Genomic DNA, 21,466 nt, shown 5'->3' on the forward strand with positions numbered 1-21,466 from the left:
GTTAACTTTCTTACTGAATTTTTTGTATTTGTTCATAATAGTTATCCATTTGAACAAAGCTCATGCCGATCAACGGAATCACCAAATATAAAAAGATAAGACCATACATCGGGGCAAAACCAATCATCCTTCCCCAGATAGCCTTACTGTCTATTATTTTTTCATACTCCTGTTTTCTTTGTTCGAAATAGTAGGACATATGGGATTCCAAATCATCAAAGGCCTCTCGAATCGTAATTTTACCTAAAGACAAATGAAGCTTATCCACGAGACGTTGAAATTCCGGCAAAGGCGCTTCTTCTTTTAGCAAGTCGAGAGCTGCCTCTGGCCCATGTTCATAATGAAGCAAACATTTTTGCAGAGGTCTTTTGAATATAACTGAAAATCTGTTCAGCCACTCCAATATTTCCTCGACAGACATTCGTTCCATAACCCGTAAAATGGAAATAACTGTTTGAAATTGATACACCTCATGCCTCATATCCAACCGACGCATTTTTCGTTGCAAATATAATAAAAGCATAGGCATTTGATAGGCTGCGTACCCAACAATCAAACTAATCAGCACTTCCCACCACTTGATGTATTCATCATTCCAATCTTTTAGCTTTTGGAGGATACGCCAAGTATTTGTGGATAACTGTTCAGGAGTAGCAGTTCCATTAGCATTATGCTCTAAAGCAGCGTACGTCTGTTCGTATGTGCTGTTTGATCTCATGTTCAGCGAATGCATGATTTTGCGATCAATCTCACTCTGCTTCAAAGCTTCTTTTTGCTCCACCGGACTTAAACGTCCAAACATTTGACCCGATTGCACTGGTGCGTGAAGGATATGCGTTTTCTCAGCTTCATGTAAAAAAAATATCGTACTGATACTGAGCACCAATCCTATGATACAAAGAGCCATTCTGCGTATGTAGAGCCACTCCAGCCTAATCTCCGCACCACTTTCCTTTAATAGGCGGATTATTTGAAAATAAGAAGACATATGCTGACGTGGAATTAAAGAATCCACCACATTACGAATGATGGGAAAACGGTATAGCTTCTGCTCCCAAACCCTCCATCCTCTACCCGCACGATATCCTGTCTCGTCGGTCTGTTGTAGCTTCTGTAACAGGAAATAAGATACGATTATCACAATATAAACGGATAATTTTGTGATATAACCCAATTTTCCCTGATAAAACTCATCCATGGAGGGAAAGCTGGATCTCGCCCATGTCTCAATTGGGGTGGTAAAGAAAACTGGTGCTAGTGCGATCACGTTTAGACTTTTTAACAGATAGTCCAGTTTATTTCTTCGCAGCAACTCCAACTGGATTTCGCGTGCGAGACTGCCGAGCCCCTTCAAGTAAATGGAGCCGCCCTCCTCAACCCGATCACCAAACTCCATTACCATATACGAGATACCGGCAAAAGCTTTTAAAAATCGATTAGGAGCCGATTCATAGTATCTTTCCAATGCTTCGTGCGGATCAACATCTGTTAGCGCCTCATGGATGAGTCGTGCGTGTCTCCCGGCCTCTGCCTCCGCCAAATCGGCCGCTTCGGATATAGCTTCCTCCACCATACCGTGCTGATGGTAATAGTGACGCACATTGGCGAATAATTCGATCATCTGTGCAAGTAGCCTTTTTTCCATCCGGCTAATGGCCATATCCAAAATAAGACTGTTGATTACCACTCCGCATAAAACGGCTAATATAGCAAACTCTATTCCTGGCTTCATCATGACCAGCACAACACCACTGCAAGCAAAAGCTCCCCAGATGAACAGTGTCATCTTCATCGTCTGTAGGCGAAGCTTGTACTCATCGTAGGCATGCTGACCAGCTAGTCGCTTACGTATACTCGTGATGTATCCGGACAAGAAAGGGACCTTCATACACAGCGTGTACAACTTATGCAGTAAGGCTTGCAGCTCACGTTGCAGTACCGCTTTTCCCTTGCGCCCTTCCTTCACAGAATAAATTCGTCCTCTGCGAACTGCATGACTACTGCGCTTACGCAACCCCCATAAAGCTATATATAGAAGCGTAAAGCCCCCACCTGATATAAGTAAAACCCACAATAAAATTTCTTTAAGACTCATAGTCTTCCTCCCAATAGCGGGTCAAAAAACTGCGGAAATCTTTGGCATCATTTACATTCATCTGCTCACACATTTCTTGTACATTTTTGGCTGTTAAGGGCTCCATCGGTATATAGCTTCCGTTCTGATATTCCATAACGTGGCGATAACTGTAGCTCGTTGAAGGATTGGAGCCTGCATCCGTATGATCCGGGTCACGCGGCACACATTCTGTGATCCGTTCGATGTAGCGTCGCCCTTCCGCATCACGTTTGAGATGCACATCAAAGTTAATGACATGAACTACCTGTTCCTCAGCAATGCCTTCATGCTGAAATACTCCTGTTTTGAGCAATGAATTACGAAGTGAAAACACGAGATCACGAAATGTTTTGGCATGATGAGTAAAAATGGTGAACAGACTGGCAACCTGCGACATTTGAATCATCCAAGCAGCTACTTCATCACTTGCTACTTCGCCTAGAATATTGACGGTTCCATCTGTTTTTTTCTGTAAGTCAAGCCCTTGTTGTCCTGAAATATGATCCGTTTCTCGAAAGCTAAGAATGTTACGGCGACTGTAGATGCTGCGTAGATGCAGTTCAAAAGCCATTTCCTGAACGCGAAGCGTATACGAAGCATAAATGTGCTTGACCATCGCCATTAACAACGTCGTCTTACCTGAGCCCTGCGCGCCTGTGATAGCAGTAATCCGGCTGCCTTTCATTAAATAAGAAAGTAGCTGGATTGGAAAATCAGCATTTTGTCCCTTAATTAACTGTTCCAGCGATGCGCTTTGAATATCAAATTTACGGACAAAGAAAGCCCACGATTCTGAGAAAGGAGGTCGTACCACCACTACCCGTGACCCATCCTTCATTTCATTGACCTTATAACCATTCGCTTCGGAAAGCTGTCCCGGGTAATTGTATTTGTAAATATTTTGGCACACCCTTTTAAGTTCACGCTCAGATCCGAAAGAAAGGAATGAAAGATGGATCGTTTTACCTTTATAAAAAATCCATACGCTCTCATAACTATTGGCAGTAGGCATAGTTGTTTGTTCAAATACATACCCATCGGAAGCCCAGTCTGATGATGCAGGAATCCCACCTTCCGGCATACCACTGACGCCCCCACTTACACCGTCGATCCGCTGGTCACGAATATCATCAATGACGGAAAAGCCTTTGTAATGCTGATAAATCCGCTGGACAATAATATCCACCTTCTCCAAAAAGGAAAGGGGCCGGTACTCACAATCATAGATATAACGAATGTCCTCTGCGGTAACGAGATAACTTCCATCTTCTTCACCTTGCTGTGAATATCTCATTTCGGCCAAGTCATAAGTATCCAGTAAACGTGATAGTGCATCAGCGCCAAACTTCTGCTGGTATTGGTAAAATATAATTTCGAATTGATCCTGTATGCTAAACAACTCAGGTCTGGAGAATGGCATAACAGTATCGACGATTTTCTCGTTTAAGCCGTAACCGTGAATCAGAAGCTCAGCCATCAGATTTTTAACAAAACGTTTATCTCCACTGCTGCCATTGGCACAGTCCTTTAATGCCCTGCGTAGTTCCGCCCTTTGATGGATACGCCGTCTATATTCCTCTTCATGCAATCCGGCATCCGCCATCTGGCTATGACTTAGTTCATGAAGTGCATTTTTGATATACTCTATTAATGTTTCGAATGTGGCATCTTCATTCTTTTTTTCTACCCGAAGGGTTGAATGTCGCGAGTGAAAATTCCCTCGATATTTTACAATAATCAGTACGATGCACATCAATACTATACAGGTAAGAATCAATCCGTTGATCATTTGAGCGGACAGCATTTAAGCGCCCCTCTCCAAAGCCTTGAGCCGAAGATCGGACTCTGCCGCCTCCAGAATAGCTTTGCTGATATGACGTATACTCTGCGCCCATCCTACAGTCATAAAAAGCTTGCGAGGCTGCCCTTTTCCACTTCGTACCTCACGCTGCACATGGCCGATCACATCCCTGCGGTTCCATGCGTCCATAAATCCGGTGTTATAAGGGACTGTATACAGAGCACCTTTGTAGCCATATCTCCTGCGAATATTCGCTTCATTCACTTGAGAATGCACATCATATTTTCCAAGTACTATTAATAAGGGTAACGATGAGTAGGTAGATAACGGAGACACGGATTCAAAATAAGCGTCTAACTCTCGCATATTCTGAGTGAGTGAAAGAACAGCCAGTTTGGCTCGTGCACATGCTTCATGCTGTACAGCCCCCCATCCTGCTCCACTTCCTGCATCAATTAGCGTTAAATCATAATATTGGTTCGCTGTATCTATTACTGCCCGTACAAGCCCTGGAGACAGTAACGGCGGTGCAGCTCCAAAGCTGGAGGTTCCCTCAAGTACATCCAAAGTATGTTCGAGTACAGGTGTCGTATAATTACGAATATTTTCTTTAGACAGTGTCCCTCGCAGAACTAAACGTGCGGCAGCATCCCAGCCCCCTTCCTGAAGCTGTAGGGTTGGATCATCCATACCATACTCTTGTATAGGTAATCCTGATTCAATACCAGTATGTCTACGACCCAAATGAGTAAATAATAGTCTTCCTCTATATAGATTGCCTATGGTAATTGCTATTGCTGCCGCCAAAGAGCTACTTCCACTAGCCCCCTTAATGGGGCTCCAAAACAAAATGGTACTCATGCTCTACTCCTTTCCGCACGCTTTAGCGCACGACGAATCACCTTTAATTCCCAACTCATCCATTCCCCAATACAACGGCATAGTTCTTTCTTATACATTCTGGATAGCGGTTTTAGTATTAGCTGTTTTTTATGCTCATTTTCCAGTTTCAGAGCAAGCAACCCCTCATCCCATGGCAGTATATATGGCTCTTGCTGCCAAGATGCCGGGAAATGATTCATGTATTCCCACAGATACGGCTCCTCCAGGCCACAATCCACGGCCTGTAAAAATAGCTTGTGAAATACAAGATCTTTGGGAAATTCAGGTTGACTGAATAAATGCTGAAGCCAATTCTGTCCGTTATGCATTAGCATGCGGCTATAATCACTGACCCAAACTCGCAGTTTTGCCCTTTTCCAAACAGAAATTGGACAAAAATCAAGTAACTCTACATCTAAAATAACAATGTCATAAACCTGTTCTGCCTTCTGATCAGCCCTCATACCTATATGCAGGTCTTCCCATGCTGTAAATCCAATTGCTACATCAAAACCACTAAACTGCGTAATGGGAAGTGGTTTGTCAAGCATCCCTATGCTATACCGATACCGTCCCCGCAGCGTAGCATCTACAAGCAGTACTCGTTGGCCGGAAGCTGCTAATATGCTGCTGATGTATAACAAGGTATCGCTTTTGTCACAAAGCCCGGCAAATATCCATGTTTTCATACTTCCGTTCCTTTTCTCTCATTTATTTGGCATACGGGTCAGAGCTTCCACTCTGCGTCAGAATCTTTGTTTGTTCTTGATGATCCTGCTCATTCTCATATTCATTTCTTGTAACATCAATCCCGCTTGTTGGGTTTTCTATAGTAGCACCCGCATGTTGAGCTGCAATTTCCTCACTCAGACTTCTTTCCACGGGTGTTGAAATCACACTGTTTGATGAATTAATTGCATTTTCAAGGGAATCCCGCAGCTGCTTAGACAGCTTTTGTTCAGCAATGTGTATCAAATTCGGATCACTATTCATTAACGCTAATACCTGCGCATTAGGCGGATAGGTCGGGATTGCCTTGGGCTGAAATTGGGGATCCACATATGTCAGAGCATAAATGGATGCTTTATGCAGGTAGGCATCAACAATCGCGCTCGAAAGCGATAATATTTCCTGCTCATTCAAAGTGACCCAGACAATTGGACCTTCCAGTCGGGAAATCTTCTTTTTGGATAATAGAATGTAATCCTGACCTGTTGGAAATTGTATGCGGATATCTACTTCGTCCCCCGACTTTAGACTGTTGGGTAGTACCACCACCTTTAGCTCACGGTTGCGTAAATCTTTAGGTGTGGGTTCATCAGCAGTAATCATAGACGATGTAAGCACAGATCCTTTTTTAAGCTCAATCTTGGCTGTGGTTCCGGAAACTTCACTTTTATTTGCCAGCAAATTTGATGGAGCCTGAGAACCGGGAACTTTAATTCCCTTCAAATCATTAGATGCAATCTGTTCACCTGGAGAAATGTCACGGACAACCGCCCAGCCTTTTTTCGCGGTTCGTTGCTCTTGTTCATACACTTTCCATTTCAGTTCTGCCTCTACCTCAGCCTGTTTCCTAACCTCATTCATTTGATGGATATTAACCATAAGGTAGCCGGCAAAGATAATGCCAACAATCCCAGCGCCAATGCAACCGGCATACAGTTTTTGTTTACTGCTTTTTCTTAGCTTGGACACACAACTTCTCCCCTGCCTCTTTTTGATATATACTTTTTCTATTTAGCGCCGTCGCTTAAGGAATGCGAAGCGTCTTCTCCGGGTGTCTGGAATAACTCCGCGAAACAGCTCGTCCAGCACCTGATCCATCTCATCATCCCGTTCGAAGGGGTCTGAGTGGAACGGTAGAGCAAATACTTTATCGTGATCCAGCTCCTTACGAAGCCTGCGAACCGCCTCCGAAGTTGCCAATGGCAAGCAGTAATTCCATTTGTGCTGTGGGTGGCGCTGAAGAGATCGGGCTAGCCCTGCTATATCCTGAACCCTCCATTCGGCCCCTGAGCCAATGACGAGCGGATAATCGGCTCTCAAGAATTCTTCCAGACGTTCATTATCCTGCCCACTCCCCAGGTCCAGTACGATAAATCTGTAAGAACCACCCAACAAAGAAATGACATCCGCACGCGATGTTTGTCGCCAGTAATGTACTCCATCGACTTCAAAACGCCGACTTGAACTCATTTGTCCAACGGATGTGCCTTCTACGACTTCTTGAAGTCGGGCAAATGCTTTGGCTGTGCTGTGCAGCTCAACCAAAGCTACGGAGCGGGATCTTCGAGCCAGATAGTGGCTCACCGTAATTGCTGTATGCGTAGCACCGGAGCCGGCAGATACACCCAGTACAGCCACTACCCTTGTGCCTGCATAATCCATTGAGGCATCATTAACGGATATTTCTTGTTGAGCAGGTTGAAAATCAGCACTGCGACGCAGTTCTCCAATGACCTCCCCGGCGGATTGAAATCGTTCCTCAGGATTCAGACGCAGCAGTTTTCGAATTACTGGAATCAAATGACGAGACAATTCCCCGCGTATATATCCTTCTACTCCCGCAGTCCACTCGCTATATTTGCCTCCTGTACAGAGATACAATAGTAGCGCTCCCAAACTGTATAAGTCTGAACGAGCATCCGTCTGACCTGCTCCATATTGCTCCGGGGCAGCGAAGCCCACTGTGCCCAGCTTTACCGTATCTTGATCCAGCTCAGCCTTGTAGCTCCTCGCTATTCCAAAATCAATCAGTATAAATTCCATTTCCGGTGTCAGCATAATATTCGTTGGTTTCAGATCCCGGTAAATGACTGGTGGTTGACGGGTATGCAAATAATCCAACACATCCAGTACCTGCAAAGCGAATGGAGCGATTTGCTCCTGTGGAATATAGCCTTGGTAGCCCTTCATATATGCTTCCAGCGTAATTCCTTTGATGTAATCCATAACCAGGTATACCGCACCAGATGGGGGATGCTCAAAAAAATCAACAATTCTTGGTAAACGTGGATGGCTTAGTGAAATCAGCATCTCTGCCTCCGTGCGTACAAGCTTCATCACTTGTGGCTCGGCAACCGACTCCTTCACTGCCCATTGCTTGCCTGGCAGTTTTAAATCCTCTGCCATGAACACGCGGCTCATTCCTCCCGAACCCAATGTGCGCACAATACGGTAACGTTCACCAACAATTGATCCGAATTCCAACTGTGATGGTTGCTTCATTATTCTCCTACCTCCTTTCTTAAGCAGACAACGCAAAAAAGGGAAAGCTGCCGCAAAATCAAATTTCCATGTCGCCATGAAAACCGTTTTCGCGGGATGCTTTCCCTTGATTTAAACATCATTATTATTTTTAAGGAACAATTTGGATTTATTATATAGCACACCTGTATCTATTGTAAAGTGTTATTTTCCATACTTAATCATGTACAGGGTAATCTCATCTCGATTATGGAATAGCTGCTTAGCTCGCTGAATCTGCATGCCGGACTCCTCAAATGAAGCAATTACATCATGAATGAGCGCCAAGGGCTTTTTATGCATTAGCTTGACCGTAACGATAGCAGTACCACCACTTCGCAAACTATATAGTAAATCAGTAACGAGCCTTGCCATTTGCTTAGGACTCCAGCTCATATCACAAACCAGCAGATCGAACAAATTCTCTTTAAATTTGACTTCACTTGCATTTTTACGCAAAAAAGTCAGATTGGCGTACTTCATCAGTGATGGCTCCATCTTTGCCGGATCAACCGCAGTAACTTTCAGTCCCCGCTCCAGTAAGAAGGAAGTCCATCCACCCGGTGCTGCCCCAATATCCAGTCCCTGATGGAAAGCGCCAAAATCTATACCGAACGTTACTTCTGCTTCCAATAGCTTGAATTTGGCACGGGAAATTTGTCCGTCTTCTTTCTGAAAACGAACCGCACCTCCGCTCCAATCCGATAGGTTGTCCTCAGGACGTGATACACCTGCATACCACGTATCTGTATCTGCAAAAACGGACACAATAACATCGGCGCCTTGTACTGTTTGCTCCATAGGTAGATCACTTAATTGTTCACTCAAAGCCTGCTTAAGTGCACCTGCGCTTTCAGTCCAGCTGCTATTAGATCCTTTGCGCACTTGTAAAGAAACACGTTGATCCATCAGTTCCTTGCGGTTACGGATGAATGCAACCAGACGCTCCTGCACCTGAACCAGATCCGTTCCTTCTTCCTGAAAATGAACAGGAAACAAGTGACGTAAAAACATCGGCGGCTGACCTGTAATTGTCCTCACTGCCTCAATTTCTTCCGCAGGTAATGTAGCCAGAAAAATTTCACCAGGTAAAAGCATCGTACTTTTCACAGAGCCAAATATCCTTCTAAGCTCCTCTTGAGCATAGGGTGCAAAACCGTGATTGGCCGTACAAATAAATCTTGATGATGACAAAGTAGATTCACTTTGTTCATCTGTACTCATATATAGTTCCTCCAAAATAACATTACCCTCCAGCGCACACCCGAATCCAGGGACGTTCTCCATCCCAATCCAGCTCAACCGAAACTTCATATGTGTGCATAATCAATTCTTTCGTTAAAACTTCTTTTTTCGGTCCAGCTGCTGCAACCTTACCATCACGAATCAATGCAACATGTGTAAATAGGGGGACAATCTCCTCAATGTGATGAGTCACATAGACCACTGATAAGTCCCGCTTGCGGAGCCGATCAATCTCGACCAGCATTTTTTCCCGCTCAAATAGATCCAACCCAGCACAAGGCTCGTCCATAATTAGCAGACGGGGTTCCGCCATCAGTGAGCGGGCCAACATCACCTTTTTACGTTCTCCTTGAGATAACGTCCCCAGCGGATGATGAATCAAGTCACCTAAATTCATACCCTCCAGCAAAGATATGGCCTTTTCTTTTGCCTCTGTTGGAATTTCCTGATAAAAGCGCAAAAAAGCATACGCACCTGTAGCGACTACTTCCCAAACTGGATCTTTTAGCGCCAGCTTTTCCAATAAGGTCTGACTGATATATCCGATCTGCTTGCGGACCTCCCGCACATCACATTGACCATACATTTGCCCAAGCACTTCAACCGTACCACGACTTGGAAACATATACCCTGTCATCATTTCCAGCAAAGTTGTTTTACCGGAACCATTGCGACCCAGAATAGCCCAATGTTGACCTTCTCGTATATCCAGGCTTACATCGTCCAATATCCGTCTTTCTTCCCGCTGCAACGTAATGCTCTTCATGGATATCATTCCATCACGCTCCTTATTTTGCTCAGCAAGTGTTCTACAGATTCCATTTTGTAGATGATTTCAGGATTATTGTTTTCACCATTATATATAAGAAGCGCGGGAACGCTGGATATCCGGTACTCCTGTACCAGTTCAGGAATATAGTTAATGTTGCTCTGCACCACTGCTCCTTCGGGGAGCAAATGCTCTGCTACCTCCAGCATCTTACGGGCAGCCGCGCATGTTCCGCACATGGGAGTGTACACAAACAAAGCCAGCTTGCATCCCTCCCATATGGCACGGCGCGCGTCTTTTTGTCCGATCTCTTTCATTGTTCAGACCCTTTTCTGATCTCTCGCATACGCTCCTCGGGTATGGGCCCATTATGCACGGTGACTCCCTCTGGCTTATTCGCATAGAGCAGCTCATACATGGCTCGCCGCCCCTCTGGACTGGAGGAATGCAAGTAAATTTCACGTGGATATAACCGTTTCCCTGCGATAGCAGCAGCCACATCTTTTCCCGTAGGCTGACCTGGTCCCAAATCATAATCTAGCGATAGTATCGAAATAGGGTATTCATGAAGCAGCAGCAGGCACTCATCCGCATCTCTTGCCAGCTTAAAGCCCGGAGGACAAGGCCGATAATCGTCCATAAACAAATACATCAACTTCTCCTCCTTTTCCCATATATGCAAGTTCGCAAGCCTTAAAGTTATTTATTATTAATCAGACCGATTTACTCCCAGCTTAGAATCATTTGAATATCCTCCTGATGTGTCCCATCAGGTCCCGTCTCACTCTCCAAAACGATAGGAATGCCTCTTACGGCCTCCTGATCTGTCATCCAGCGCATGCCCTCAGTACCAATGTAGCCTTGTCCCACACGGGCGTGTCTGTCTTTTTTAGAGCCATACGGGTATTTAGAATCGTTCAAATGAACTCCGCATAGAGCTGACCAATAGCCGAGACGGTTTCCTTTATCGATCAAAGCCTCGTCCATTCCACCGTTCCACAATCCTGCTGCATACGCATGACAAGTGTCCAAGCAAAAGCCGATACTGTCAGGATACCGGCACAACTGACGGATTTGCACCATTTCCTCAAGCGTGGTTCCCATAGGTCCATGATCCCCCGCCTGATTTTCAATCAATATTTTAGCATTTCCCTGCCAGCCTTCCAGCACATCATTAAAACAGTTAATGATGTTACGATAGCCCTCTAGAGGGTCTAACGAATGCATGTGACCAAAATGAACGACAATCCCTTTTGACCCACAGGCTTCAGCAATATCCAGATCATTGCGTAATGAAGCAATCGTCAGCTCATAAAGTTCCTGACCACGCTCAGACCCATGAGCCGGATTAACGGGATATGGCGAATGAGCAATGGATTGAAGCTGGTGCTCTACACAGTAAGCGTTGCAAGCAGCAGCATCAGTAGCACTCCATTCCTTCAGTCTCAGACTACGAGGATTTTTCGGGAAATATTGAAATGAACGCCCCTCCTGCTCTCGCGCACGCATAGCGGCTTTGAAAAAGCCACCACGCGTACTCACATGGGAGCCGATGAGCAATTTAGGCATCATGCTGCTGTACCGGGCAATAAAATGCTTTTTTCCCCGCCAGTTCAACCCTTACAATTTTTCCGCCACTTGGAGATTCTTCTCCTTCGCGGTCATATACTCGACACTGATGATCAAATCCACCTGTTAGCGTGTCTCCCTCCATTAGAGGCATTTCCATGTACCCGCCTTCCGCAGTAGCTTCACGTAGTACGGATTGAGTGGCATGGTATAGCTTTTCCACTTTTTCTGGCGACTGCACAATGTTTTGTACTTTGGAACCCGGTGTAAATCCGGCGATATAAGCAATTTCGTCCGAATAACAATTGCCAATACCTGAAAAAATCTGCTGATTCACCAGTGTTGTTTTTAAAATCCCCCGGCGTCCCTTCAGCCGTGCTGTAAACTTTTCCAACGTCATGCGGCGGTCTAACGGGTCAGGTCCCAGGTCTGACAAAGCCTCCTCTGTTTCTTTAGCCGTCAGCAAGTGCAGATAACCTAAGCGCAGTCCGATAAAATAAAGCTTTACTCCACTAAAATCTAATTCGATCTGAACTGTACGATCTGGACGCTGCTCCTCCGTTCCCAGAAATAACAGCCCTCCCAACATCAGATGAAGTACGAGCCTCCCGCCCGTGTTTAAATGAAAAATCAAATGCTTGCCTCGACGCTCTAAATATACAACGGTCGTTCCGAGCAATTGCTTCTCAAACGTTTCCACTTCAGTATTAATGGACTTTTCACGGCTAACCGTCACTCCAGTAATCGGAATGTCCAAAATTTGTTTGGATAATAAGATTCTGTAGTTTTCCATTTCAGGAAGTTCCGGCATTTCAACATCTTTCCTTTCGTAGCTACATAGCTTTTAATGCTCGCAAGTTTTCTAAAACATATACTTTTTTCTATTATTTCAGCTCTTCTTTCATCCAGTCCTGCAATTCAGCGAGATTTTCAAACATCAGGTCAGGTTTTACTCCAACGGTACGCACATGTTCGTCCATATTAGCGCGGGTCGTCACGCCCGACAGGATCAGAGCTGTTTTACAACCTGCTGCTGCACCTGCCGCAATATCTGTAAGCATATTATCGCCCACAACCAGAGCTTCATCCGCCCTAATGTTTAAGCGGTTCAGTGCATAATTCATCAATACGCTTGAAGGCTTACCGATGACAATAGGCTTTACCTGTGAAGCCGCTTCAATTGCTGCTCCAATCGTACCTGCTCCTGGCGTTAGCCCATCATGTGAAGGCAATTGGAGATCCGGGTTTGTCAAAATAAAAGTGGCTCCTTCCCGAATCCAACGCATGGCAGCGGCCAGCGCATCATATGTAAATTGACGATCTATCCCCTGCACCACATAATCAGGATGGTTTTCAACAAGCTGCAAACCGGCTCCTGTGAGTGCATCACGTAATCCTGTCTCACCAATACAATATACACGAGCTCCAGGACTTTGCTGTGCTACATATTGTGCAGCTGCTAACGCCGAAGTATATACTTCATGGCTGGCCGCTTTAATTCCCATACCAACCAAATGCTCAGCCACCGATTCGGGTGTGCGTGAAGCATTGTTTGTAACATAAGCATAAGGTATCTGGTCTGTACGCAATCGGGATATGAACAGATCCGCACCCTTGATCATCCGATTTCCATGATAAAGGGTTCCATCCAGATCAATTAGTAACGATTTTATCGCAATCCCCTCCCCCACTTCAAATCCATTCACATCATAGCATTGAAAATTATAATTCATCCTATGAACGATGTTCTCCTTCTTATTTAACCACCTTAATGATTCAGGTCATAAAATAATCGGCCGTCTCCATTCATCTCATCTATCTTAAGTCAAAAATGCTTATGAAGTCCATGAATTGCTGGTAAACCGTGCAAAATAGCGCCATTCCTCGCTAAAAGCCGTCGCTTTCACATGACATAAGTTCACATCTTCGTCGAAATCCATCGAAGGCGCTATTTCCTCAAAGGAAATCTTCTGTATTTCCTGGTCATGCGCAAGACATAAAATCCTTTAAATTCGATATATAGAAACGCGAATATGACATGCCTCCATATGTGGTAGAACAAATTCATCCCCACCACCGTGTGCGGGTTCTCATCTCTTGTCGCATCCTGCGCTTTCCCGGAAAATAATTTCGGTGAAAAACAAAGGCACCGGAGCAAGCCCCGGTACCCATGCACATATCTTTCTCCAATCGTTTATTAACCGATATCGGGTACCGGTAACAACACATGCTGCTCCGCAAGCAATGAATTGGGAAATATGCTTCGCGCTTCCTCCAGCAATGGCTGAAGCTGCTCCTGATCTTTATACCTAGAACTAAAATGTGTCATGATTAGCTGACCCGCACCTGCGGCTTTTGCAGCCTCCGCTGCCTGAAGCGCCGTACTATGATGATACTCGTACGCTGTATCTGCCAGTTCATGCAGAAAAGTGGCTTCATGAACGACGACAGTTGCATCTTGAGCCAGCACTACCGTATTCGGGCAAGGTCTCGTATCCCCCAAAATCGTGATGATACGCCCCTTTTTCGGCGAACCCAAAACATCCTGAGGGTGCAAAATAACTCCACCCTCTACCTCCACGCTTTCCCCACGCTTTAACTTACCGTACACCGGGCCGGGCTTGATTCCATATCGCTCCAACAGTTCTTGGTTAAGCTTACCGGGCTTATCCATCTCTACAACTCGGTAGCCATAGCTGTCGATCCGATGATCCAGCAAAGCTGACTCTACCCGGAATTGTCCGTCATCAAACAGAACCCCGCCCGTATGCTCCACAATATGTAGTTGGTAATTGATACGCGATTGGCTGATCCCTAAAGATAGCTCAATATATTGCTGGATTCCAGGCGGTCCATATACCGTCAGTGGTGTCGTTCCCCCCTGGTACGCTCTGCTCGACAGCAGCCCCGGCAGACCAAAAAGATGATCCCCATGCAAATGGGTGATAAATATTTTTTCAAGTCTGCTTAGTTTGAGCGGCGAACGCAATACCTCTTGTTGAGTGCCTTCACCGCAGTCGAACAGCCACATGCTTCTTCGTTCTTCCAGCAAACGAAGAGCGATGGACGTTACATTTCGCTGAATCGTAGGCACCCCTGCATTTGTACCGAGAAAATAAAATTCCATAACATTAACCTTCTTCCTGCTGACCAGCAAAAAACCTCCGAGGCTCGGAGGGTATTTGCTATCCCATCTGATAAAGGTGTTAAACCTTTTCGACGTTAAAATACTGCGCCTGAGGGTGGCTGAACACCATGGCTGATACAGAAGCCTCCGGTTCCATCATAAACCCTTCCGTCAGCTCAACGCCAATATCCTCAGGTTTTAACAACTGGAACAACGGCCCCTGTTCCTCCAGATCTGGACATGCAGGGTAGCCAAAGGATACCCGAATGCCTTGATATCTGGCACCGTGCCGCTGTTTCATTGTCATATCGGCAGGGTCCGGAAAACCCCAGCTATCCCTGATAATATGGTGAAGCCGTTCCGCTAACCCTTCTGCTACTTCGAGTGCTACCGCTTGAAGTGCATGCGAGCGCAGATAATCCCCTTTATCTTTCCACTGGGTAGATATCTGCTGAATCCCATGACCAGCTGTAACGACCATGAAACCCACATAGTCCATAACTCCGGATTCCACTGATTTCAAGAAATCAGCCAGACACAGATAAGGCTCTACCTGCTGGCGCGGAAATGTAAATGTGTGCAGTACCTTGCTCACATCCGACGGATCATAGATCAGAATTTGATTCCCTTGCGACTGCGCTGGAAAGAAACGATACATGGCATGTGCCTGGATGATTCCGTCTGTCACAGCTTCAAACATGATGCTGTCCACGGTTTCCTTCAACTGAATCGCTTTCGGATCTTCCGAAGCCAGCAGCTGCTCAACATTGCCTTTTAAACCAAGATGATGCCCCATTAGCATCTGCATATTCACGTAAGGCAAAATATAATTCAGTGGATAGTTACGCAGTACATGGCGATCCGTATCTGGTGGAATATAGACGGGCAGATCCTGAGCAATGTTAGAGCGCACAGCTCGAGTGAGTTTAGGGAGCGGCTTGGCTTCCACGACGATTGCCGCTTCAGCTTCTCGCTCAGCCTCCATCTCCTCGGCCATTTTTTTACGGGACTCAGGATTCATAAGCTTATTGGCAATATCTAGGCCATCCATAGCATCCTTTGCATAGGCAACCAGACCATCATACTCAGGACGGATACGATTTTTAGTGAACTTACGTGTTAAAGCAGCTCCACCCACCATTATTGGAATATCAATATTCGCATTTTTCAAATCCTGTGCGGTCAGCACCATTTGTTGTGCCGATTTAACAAGCAACCCGGATAAGCCAATCATGTCGGCCTTTTCTTCACGGTAAGCCTCAATAATGCGTTCTGGTGGTACTTTTATACCCAGATTCACAATATGGTAACCATTGTTGGATAGAATAATCTCCACCAGATTCTTACCAATGTCATGCACATCACCTTTGACTGTAGCCAACAAAATCTTACCTTTTACTGAGGATTCATTCTTCTCCATGAACGGCTCTAAATAAGCCACGGACGCCTTCATCACTTCAGCGCTTTGCAGCACCTCTGCTACAATCAATTCGTTATTGTTAAACAGTCGTCCTACTTCCTCCATCCCCTTCATCAGCGGGCCGTTAATAATCTCCAGCGAAGAATATTTCACAAGCGCTTGCTCCAGATCCGGAATGAGTCCCTCCTTACTTCCCTCCACTACGTAGGAAGCCAGTCTTTCTTCGAGCGAAAGGTTTGATATCTTTTCTTTTTTCTCCACTTTCTTGTTACGAAAAGCTGCTACAAAAGCGGATAAAGTATCGTCATTTGTTTTATAGATCAAGTCTTCCGCAAGTTTCCGCTCATGCTCTGGAATGGATGCATAACGCTCAAGCTTCTCAGTGTTTACAATCGCATAGTCCAGACCTGCTTTGGTACATTCATATAAGTAGACGGAATTGAGCACTTCACGACCCGCTTCCGGCAAACCAAAAGAAACGTTACTGATGCCCAAGATAGTATGCACTCCGGGAAGCGCCTCTTTAATAATGCGAATACCCTCAATCGTTTCCTTAGCTGAACCGATATATTGCTCATCACCTGTTCCTACTGGAAATACAAGCGTATCAAAAATTAGATCCTCCGCTGCCAAACCGTAACGGTTCACCAACAGATCATAAGAACGTTTAGCTACCTCAAGCTTATCCTCACGTGAAATAGCCTGTCCGCGTTCATCAATCGTACCAACAACAACAGCGGCGCCGTACTTATGAATAAGAGGAGCCATGTTCTCAAATTTCTCTTCATCATCCTCCAGATTAATGGAGTTAATAATCGCCTTACCTTGCGAATATTGAAGTGCTTTATCAATGACTTTAATATCCGTTGTATCTATCACCAAAGGTACTTTTACCTTGTTTACAACCAGTTTCAAAAACGCTTCCATATCCGTCATTTCATCGCGGTCCGGGTCCTGCACACAAATATCAATGACATGCGCTCCGCTTTTTACCTGAGCACGGGCAATTTCAGACGCCTCTTCATATTTGCCTTCCACAATCAAACGCTTGAATTTGCGGGAGCCAAGAACATTTGTTCGCTCACCAACCATATACGGACGATTGTCCTGTTCAATATATACAGGCTCAATGCCTGATACGGCAGGAGGATGATGACCTACCAGCGGACGCGGCTCAAACTGCGACATACTTTCACTCATAACTCGAATATGCTCAGGCGTGGTACCACAACATCCCCCAGCAATATTCAACCAGCCTTTTTCAGCGAAAGCAGCCATTTTACGTGCTAATGAATCAGGCGATTCATGGTATTGGCCATTTTCATCGGGCAAGCCCGCATTTGGATAACAGCTAATAGCTGCAGAGGACATTTCAGACAGAGAGCGAATATGATCACGCATAAACTCTGGACCCGTAGCACAATTCAACCCAATCGAAATTGGATGTAAGTGTTCCAGTGATATGGAAAAGGATTCGATATTTTGTCCGGCCAACGTCGTTCCCATAGGCTCAATCGTGCCTGAAATCATTAGCGGAAGCTCGATACCTGTCTGCTCAAAAGCCTGCCGAATTCCGATACTTCCAGCCTTGACGTTAAGCGTATCCTGTGAGGTCTCCAAAAGGAGTACATCCACGCCGCCTTCAATAAGTGCCAAGGCCTGCTCTTGATAGCTGTCAATCAGCTCAGCAAATGTAACACCGCCTGTGACAGACAAGGTTTTCGTGGTTGGGCCCATAGCTCCTACTACAAAACGAGGCTTGTCCGCAGTGCTGTATTTATCCACCGCGTTACGCGCCAGCTTGGCCGCCACCAGATTAATTTCACGGGCACGTTCTGGTATATCGTAATCCGCCAAAACGACGGATGTTGCTCCAAATGTATTCGTTTCAATTAGGTCTGCTCCGGCCTTCAAGTATGCTTCATGAATCCCTTGAATGACATCCGGTCTCGTTAAGACCAGCATTTCATTACAGCCCTCCAGCTCTTCCCCACCAAAATCATCGGGGGAAAGGTCTTCCTGTTGAATCATGGTGCCCATGGCCCCATCAAGAAGGAGTATTCTTCGTTGTAATGCATCCTGCAAGCTAACTTTATCCAAATTTCTTCACCCCCGCAAAACGTTAAATCCTAGTTTAGCAGAAACCGTATCATTTAGATAGATTGAAGTAAAAACATACGTTTTATACAGGTTGTTCTTTGTAAAAACGACTTCTCTTATCCATTTTTATAGTTTGTAGCATTATTAAACGTACTTAACCCTGCATCCTTTAGCTATGTTCATTTGCATTATAAAATGTTGAAATCCTGTATTGTACAACGTTTCAAGACATGGTATTCTTTATATAACATTAATCCAAGTGGAAAAGAGGGGATAAATACATGGCCGAAATCTTAATACGTAATACGAATGAAAGAATTAGCGGTGAAGAACAAGTACGTGAATTTCTGGAGAGTCACGAGATATTGTATGAACATTGGGATGCTTCCAAATTGTCCGGGGAGCTGCAAGAGAACTTTACCTTAACAGATGATCAAAAGGCCGCTGTTCTCAAAACATTTGAACCCGAAATCAAGGATTTAGCCGCACGTCGCGGATATAAAATATGGGACGTTATCACTCTATCTGAAGCAACGCCGAATTTGGACGAGTTGCTGGCCAAGTTTGAGCAAATTCACACCCATACCGAGGATGAAATCCGTGCCATTGTCGCTGGTAAAGGCATCTTTATTATTAAAGGACCTGAAGAGATCGACTATTTTAACGTAGAGCTTTCACCGGGGGACGTTATCTCCGTACCCGAAAATATACCTCACTTCTTCACTTTAATGGAGAATCAAAAGATCGTAGCAGTCCGCTTGTTCATTGAAGAAAATGGCTGGATTGCGGAACCGTTCGAAGATCCAACCTTCATTAAAGCATAATTACGAATTTATCCTTGTGTAAATAAAAAACTCCCTCTGCTCTGTGACAATCGAGCGAAGGGAGTTTTCTTAATACTCGTTTCTAAAGGTGTAGATTTCTTACTTTAACGACTGAATAATTCCATCCAATTCAGACAGATGCTTGATTTGAAACTTCGGCTTGATCTCTGTGGTATTGGTTTTGGCGTTTCGGTTCACCCACACCGAGTGAACACCTGCTGCCAACGCTCCTTGAATATCAGTCGTCAGCTTATCTCCTACCATTAAAGCATGTTCAGGCTCAATACCAAGAAGCCCCAACGCATGCTGGAATATAGACGGATCCGGCTTGCCTCGACCAAATGAACCTGAAATGACCACATGATCAAAGAAAGGAGCTAATTGAGGAACTCCATTCAGTTTCTCCTGTTGTAAATCAGGGGAACCGTTTGTCAATAATAACAGCTTGTATTGTCCCTTCAATTGTTCTAGAATTTCAAACGTTTCTTCATATACATGGGGACGTGCGCGTCTTTCCGAAGCAAATTGGGTAGCCAGCTTTTCCGCCAACTTCTCATTATCTATCCCTAGTTGCTGGAGTCCTCTGCGCCATGATTCCTTTCGATAAACAGGGGCCAACTGTTCCAATTGACGGAATTCAGGTTGCTCACCTGCTGTAAAATTCGCCCACAATCCTTCAAACGGATTAATGCCGATCATTTGAGTAAAACTAAAGGTTTCATAGGATTCATACAAAGCGCGTGCTTCTTTACGTACGGCTTCCTCCAGAGCTTTTGGATCAACACCTGCTTCACGGGAGCCTGTTTGACACGCTGCATCAAATGCCTCTTCTACACTACGTTCATCCCACAAAAGGGTATCATCAAGATCAAACATTACCGCCTGAATTGTCATCTGAATTATCCACTCTCTTTCCACAGTATATGTACGCCTATTTGCTTGATTAAGCATTTGAATCGTTATGTGTGCCCATATTAAGCAAGCGGCCGCAGCATGTTATATGAAATAACATCATACGGCCTTTGTTACAGAGCTACAGGCTAAATCAGTTATTTCTTGTCAACCTGTATCTGATTGGATAGCGCAAACTTCTCAAGTCGCTCTGCAATGGCATCCGTGTCATAGCGACCTAATGATTTTGTGAAAATAAAATTACCACCCTTACCTTTTCTTTCAACGGTTACGTAACCCTTTTCAATCTTGATGGCTTTCATGTCCCCTGCCGTCATTGGACGTTCTCTACCACCTTTCAGCATATAGAGAGTATCCTTTCCCACTTTCAGATAAGGACGACGGATAAAAAAGATAACAGCCAGCATCAAGTACAGGCCGAATACAAGCCAATCCATCCCTCGCATACCGGTCTTAGTCAAAAAGTAACTCATAAGCATGTACAATACAGAAAGACCAGCCAGCATAATTGGCACAGTAATATTACGGCCACGAAAAATATCCATTGCAGAACCTGCGCCGCTAATGGTTTGAATACCTTGCTTTTTGCGCGATTTATTTAAATGCGCTGTGTTTTTGCGTACTTTTCTTTCAAATGATCGGGCCATCTCTCAATTCCTTCCCAGATATATTACATTAAAACAATTGCCTCAAAGCTGATCTATATAGATACCATGAGAGGTACCTAAAACAAAAGGCAAATTGCAGGCTTGGGCGCTTTAACAACATTAATGCTTCAGCCCGTCATTTCCCTTCGATGTATCATCGTCCACAAATTCAATCGTTTCTAGCTGCTGCCGAAAATTACGGCGAATGTTACCTAAATAAATTTCCCGAAGATTGGCACGTTCTGTGGTTTCCTCTTCTGTTAATCCCTCGGATTTTGCTTTGCGCGCTAATTCATTAATGCGCTGTACCAAGCTGTCTATATCCAAATTGTGTCCCCTCCATAAAAGCAAAGATATAATACACTTTGACATGTAGAAAAGAGCTTGTCAAGGCTCCCGCATTACGCTCCCTGACAAGCTCTAATAGTCTATAGATCATAAGTCAGGAAGCTTGAGTACCTGACCTGCCTGCACTCCCCGATCCTCTAAACCGTTAATCCGCACAATTCCTTCTATATATACTCGTGTATCCATTCGTTCCGGTTTATGATTCGCGGCAATCTGCCACAACGTATCCCCAGGTTGTACTGTCAGTTTAGTCACTTCTTCCTTGGAAGCTGAAGGAGCCGCGAAAACCGTAAGTACACCTGCTCCTGCAATCCAAGCAACAATCACTATAATAAGAAGCTTAAGTAAAAGAGTATGGGTAATAATCTGCATAAAACGCGCCCTACCCTCTTTTCGGGTCTCCTGTAAATTTTCTATATTCATTGGAAAAATACTTTGATAGGTGCTATATTTCATC

The 21,466-nt window shown here is 44.8% G+C and carries 20 protein-coding genes; 1 reads left to right on the forward strand and 19 read right to left on the reverse strand.

Translation table 11 applies throughout. The features are described from left to right. Positions 1 to 10 precede the first annotated feature (10 nt). From MKY16_RS12840 to metH, 15 genes are all read right to left on the reverse strand, one after another. The gene (locus MKY16_RS12840) at positions 11 to 2,095 is read right to left on the reverse strand and encodes a hypothetical protein (protein WP_340955607.1); all 2,085 of its coding nucleotides are present in this window, start codon (positions 2,093 to 2,095) and stop codon (positions 11 to 13) included. Further along, the gene (locus MKY16_RS12845; RefSeq protein ID WP_340955609.1) at positions 2,085 to 3,920 is read right to left on the reverse strand and encodes an ATPase, T2SS/T4P/T4SS family; all 1,836 of its coding nucleotides are present in this window, start codon (positions 3,918 to 3,920) and stop codon (positions 2,085 to 2,087) included. The genes MKY16_RS12840 and MKY16_RS12845 overlap by 11 nt, the downstream gene beginning before the upstream one ends. Next, the gene (locus MKY16_RS12850; protein WP_340955611.1) at positions 3,921 to 4,778 is read right to left on the reverse strand and encodes a hypothetical protein; all 858 of its coding nucleotides are present in this window, start codon (positions 4,776 to 4,778) and stop codon (positions 3,921 to 3,923) included. Next, positions 4,775 to 5,488 carry a hypothetical protein gene (locus MKY16_RS12855; RefSeq protein WP_340955613.1) on the reverse strand — a complete coding sequence of 238 codons (714 nt, stop codon included), beginning with the start codon at positions 5,486 to 5,488 and terminating at the stop codon, positions 4,775 to 4,777. Before MKY16_RS12855 ends, MKY16_RS12850 begins: the two co-directional genes overlap by 4 nt. A 22-nt stretch (positions 5,489 to 5,510) precedes the next feature. Further along, positions 5,511 to 6,497 (reverse strand): SAF domain-containing protein, encoded by a 987-nt coding sequence (locus tag MKY16_RS12860; RefSeq protein WP_340955616.1) that lies wholly within the window; start codon positions 6,495 to 6,497, stop codon positions 5,511 to 5,513. A 42-nt stretch (positions 6,498 to 6,539) separates the two neighbouring features. Further along, positions 6,540 to 8,033: a serine/threonine-protein kinase gene (locus MKY16_RS12865; RefSeq protein WP_340957571.1), complete on the reverse strand. Its 1,494-nt coding sequence runs from the start codon at positions 8,031 to 8,033 to the stop codon at positions 6,540 to 6,542. 180 nt (positions 8,034 to 8,213) lie between these two features. After that, positions 8,214 to 9,272, reverse strand: a complete 1,059-nt coding sequence (locus MKY16_RS12870) for an SAM-dependent methyltransferase (protein WP_340955618.1) — start codon at positions 9,270 to 9,272, stop codon at positions 8,214 to 8,216. A 22-nt stretch (positions 9,273 to 9,294) separates the two neighbouring features. Then, positions 9,295 to 10,068 carry an ABC transporter ATP-binding protein gene (locus tag MKY16_RS12875; protein ID WP_029517422.1) on the reverse strand — a complete coding sequence of 258 codons (774 nt, stop codon included), beginning with the start codon at positions 10,066 to 10,068 and terminating at the stop codon, positions 9,295 to 9,297. Beyond that, positions 10,065 to 10,379 (reverse strand): thioredoxin family protein, encoded by a 315-nt coding sequence (locus tag MKY16_RS12880; protein ID WP_029517421.1) that lies wholly within the window; start codon positions 10,377 to 10,379, stop codon positions 10,065 to 10,067. Before MKY16_RS12880 ends, MKY16_RS12875 begins: the two co-directional genes overlap by 4 nt. Continuing rightward, complete coding sequence (locus MKY16_RS12885; RefSeq protein ID WP_250239101.1) at positions 10,376 to 10,714, reverse strand: cyclic-phosphate processing receiver domain-containing protein; 339 nt, start codon at positions 10,712 to 10,714, stop codon at positions 10,376 to 10,378. The genes MKY16_RS12880 and MKY16_RS12885 overlap by 4 nt, the downstream gene beginning before the upstream one ends. A gap of 71 nt (positions 10,715 to 10,785) precedes the next feature. After that, positions 10,786 to 11,634, reverse strand: a complete 849-nt coding sequence (locus tag MKY16_RS12890) for a deoxyribonuclease IV (RefSeq protein WP_185156338.1) — start codon at positions 11,632 to 11,634, stop codon at positions 10,786 to 10,788. After that, positions 11,624 to 12,442: an Fpg/Nei family DNA glycosylase gene (locus MKY16_RS12895; RefSeq protein WP_025724124.1), complete on the reverse strand. Its 819-nt coding sequence runs from the start codon at positions 12,440 to 12,442 to the stop codon at positions 11,624 to 11,626. Before MKY16_RS12895 ends, MKY16_RS12890 begins: the two co-directional genes overlap by 11 nt. Positions 12,443 to 12,515: 73 nt before the next feature. Continuing rightward, a complete protein-coding gene (locus MKY16_RS12900; RefSeq protein ID WP_080658623.1) occupies positions 12,516 to 13,364 on the reverse strand; it encodes a TIGR01457 family HAD-type hydrolase in 849 nt (282 codons plus the stop codon). Between the two features lie 464 nt (positions 13,365 to 13,828). Then, on the reverse strand, positions 13,829 to 14,758 hold the full coding sequence (gene rnz / locus MKY16_RS12905) for a ribonuclease Z (protein ID WP_029517417.1): 930 nt from the start codon (positions 14,756 to 14,758) through the stop codon (positions 13,829 to 13,831). A gap of 79 nt (positions 14,759 to 14,837) precedes the next feature. Next, the gene (gene metH / locus MKY16_RS12910; protein WP_340955619.1) at positions 14,838 to 18,278 is read right to left on the reverse strand and encodes a methionine synthase; all 3,441 of its coding nucleotides are present in this window, start codon (positions 18,276 to 18,278) and stop codon (positions 14,838 to 14,840) included. Positions 18,279 to 18,559: 281 nt separating this feature from the next. Between metH and MKY16_RS12915 the strand changes: the two genes are divergently transcribed. Next, positions 18,560 to 19,102, forward strand: coding sequence for a 1,2-dihydroxy-3-keto-5-methylthiopentene dioxygenase (locus MKY16_RS12915; protein ID WP_340955621.1), 543 nt, complete (start codon positions 18,560 to 18,562; stop codon positions 19,100 to 19,102). Positions 19,103 to 19,201: 99 nt separating this feature from the next. On the opposite strand, the gene MKY16_RS12920 is transcribed toward MKY16_RS12915, so the two are convergent. From MKY16_RS12920 to MKY16_RS12935, 4 genes are all read right to left on the reverse strand, one after another. Next, positions 19,202 to 19,996: an HAD family hydrolase gene (locus MKY16_RS12920; RefSeq protein ID WP_340955624.1), complete on the reverse strand. Its 795-nt coding sequence runs from the start codon at positions 19,994 to 19,996 to the stop codon at positions 19,202 to 19,204. Between the two features lie 155 nt (positions 19,997 to 20,151). Continuing rightward, entirely contained in the window at positions 20,152 to 20,661 is a 510-nt protein-coding gene (locus tag MKY16_RS12925) for a hypothetical protein (RefSeq protein WP_025724118.1), read from the reverse strand. Positions 20,662 to 20,781: 120 nt separating this feature from the next. Next, complete coding sequence (locus tag MKY16_RS12930; protein ID WP_029517413.1) at positions 20,782 to 20,988, reverse strand: DUF896 domain-containing protein; 207 nt, start codon at positions 20,986 to 20,988, stop codon at positions 20,782 to 20,784. Between the two features lie 108 nt (positions 20,989 to 21,096). Continuing rightward, on the reverse strand, positions 21,097 to 21,465 hold the full coding sequence (locus MKY16_RS12935; protein ID WP_039271343.1) for a LysM peptidoglycan-binding domain-containing protein: 369 nt from the start codon (positions 21,463 to 21,465) through the stop codon (positions 21,097 to 21,099). Position 21,466 lies beyond the last annotated feature (1 nt).

Source organism: Paenibacillus sp. FSL L8-0641 (assembly GCF_038006265.1).
Classification (GTDB): domain Bacteria; phylum Bacillota; class Bacilli; order Paenibacillales; family Paenibacillaceae; genus Paenibacillus; species Paenibacillus polymyxa_D.

What these genes read in the sequence shown, in the direction of transcription:
- MKY16_RS12840 (WP_340955607.1), bottom strand. Translation starts at nt 2,095, where the DNA reads ATGAGTCTTAAAGAAATTTTATTGTGGGTTTTACTTATATCAGGTGGG.
- MKY16_RS12855 (WP_340955613.1), bottom strand. Translation starts at nt 5,488, where the DNA reads ATGAAAACATGGATATTTGCCGGGCTTTGTGACAAAAGCGATACCTTG.
- MKY16_RS12895 (WP_025724124.1), bottom strand. Translation starts at nt 12,442, where the DNA reads ATGCCGGAACTTCCTGAAATGGAAAACTACAGAATCTTATTATCCAAA.
- MKY16_RS12935 (WP_039271343.1), bottom strand. Translation starts at nt 21,465, where the DNA reads ATGAAATATAGCACCTATCAAAGTATTTTTCCAATGAATATAGAAAAT.
- MKY16_RS12925 (WP_025724118.1), bottom strand. Translation starts at nt 20,661, where the DNA reads ATGGCCCGATCATTTGAAAGAAAAGTACGCAAAAACACAGCGCATTTA.
- MKY16_RS12875 (WP_029517422.1), bottom strand. Translation starts at nt 10,068, where the DNA reads ATGATATCCATGAAGAGCATTACGTTGCAGCGGGAAGAAAGACGGATA.
- MKY16_RS12880 (WP_029517421.1), bottom strand. Translation starts at nt 10,379, where the DNA reads ATGAAAGAGATCGGACAAAAAGACGCGCGCCGTGCCATATGGGAGGGA.
- MKY16_RS12920 (WP_340955624.1), bottom strand. Translation starts at nt 19,996, where the DNA reads ATGACAATTCAGGCGGTAATGTTTGATCTTGATGATACCCTTTTGTGG.
- MKY16_RS12870 (WP_340955618.1), bottom strand. Translation starts at nt 9,272, where the DNA reads ATGAGTACAGATGAACAAAGTGAATCTACTTTGTCATCATCAAGATTT.
- MKY16_RS12915 (WP_340955621.1), top strand. Translation starts at nt 18,560, where the DNA reads ATGGCCGAAATCTTAATACGTAATACGAATGAAAGAATTAGCGGTGAA.
- MKY16_RS12890 (WP_185156338.1), bottom strand. Translation starts at nt 11,634, where the DNA reads ATGATGCCTAAATTGCTCATCGGCTCCCATGTGAGTACGCGTGGTGGC.
- MKY16_RS12850 (WP_340955611.1), bottom strand. Translation starts at nt 4,778, where the DNA reads ATGAGTACCATTTTGTTTTGGAGCCCCATTAAGGGGGCTAGTGGAAGT.
- MKY16_RS12900 (WP_080658623.1), bottom strand. Translation starts at nt 13,364, where the DNA reads ATGAATTATAATTTTCAATGCTATGATGTGAATGGATTTGAAGTGGGG.
- MKY16_RS12845 (WP_340955609.1), bottom strand. Translation starts at nt 3,920, where the DNA reads ATGCTGTCCGCTCAAATGATCAACGGATTGATTCTTACCTGTATAGTA.
- MKY16_RS12885 (WP_250239101.1), bottom strand. Translation starts at nt 10,714, where the DNA reads ATGTATTTGTTTATGGACGATTATCGGCCTTGTCCTCCGGGCTTTAAG.
- rnz (WP_029517417.1), bottom strand. Translation starts at nt 14,758, where the DNA reads ATGGAATTTTATTTTCTCGGTACAAATGCAGGGGTGCCTACGATTCAG.